Here is a 737-nt window from a genome sequence, read left to right as displayed (position 1 = left end):
GTCCGTTTCGCCGGTTTCCATCGTGTCCACGCCTGTCGCCGTTTCCGCATCGCCCGCCGGCGCCCCGGCCCAGCCGGATCAGCCGGCCCAGCCGGTCACCGTGAGGTGGCGAGGCCGCGAGGCGTACGACGCGAGCTTCGACGCGATGCGCGCGTTCACCGACACGCGCACGGCCGACACCGGCGACGAGATCTGGGTGGTCGAGCATCCGCCCGTCTACACGCTCGGCCAGGCCGGCGACCCGGCGCACCTGCTGGTGGCCGACAGCGGCGTGCCGCTCGTCAAGGTCGACCGCGGCGGACAAATCACCTACCACGGCCCCGGCCAGATCGTCGTCTATCTGCTGCTGGACCTGCGCCGGCGCAAGCTGATGGTGCGCACGCTCGTGACGAAGATCGAGGAGGCCGTGATCGAAACCCTCGCGGCGTATAATCTCGCTTCGGTCCGCAAGGCGGGCGCGCCCGGGATCTACGTGGCATCCGGCGTGCACGAGGGCGCGAAAATCGCGGCCCTCGGCCTGAAGATCCGCAACGGCTGCAGCTATCACGGGCTGAGCCTGAACGTGAAGATGGATCTGCGCCCGTTTCTCGCGATCAACCCGTGCGGCTATGCCGGACTGGAAACCGTCGACATGGCGAGCCTCGCGGTTGCCGCCGACTGGAACGACGTCGCCCACACGCTGGTGGGCCGTCTGATCGCCAACCTCGACGGCGCATCCGCGGCCGCCGACAAGCCGC

1 protein-coding gene is annotated in these 737 nt (G+C 69.5%); it reads left to right on the top strand.

From position 1 onward, the window contains the following. A partial coding sequence (lipB, locus tag JMF90_RS39155; protein WP_236598158.1) for a lipoyl(octanoyl) transferase LipB occupies window positions 1-737 on the top strand: 737 nt, incomplete at both ends.

It is taken from the genome of Burkholderia sp. E168m23, assembly GCF_016586125.1.
Classification (GTDB): domain Bacteria; phylum Pseudomonadota; class Gammaproteobacteria; order Burkholderiales; family Burkholderiaceae; genus Burkholderia; species Burkholderia orbicola.
The sequence above is the reverse complement of the archived record's forward strand: the minus strand, read 5'-3'. Positions and strand labels throughout refer to the sequence as shown.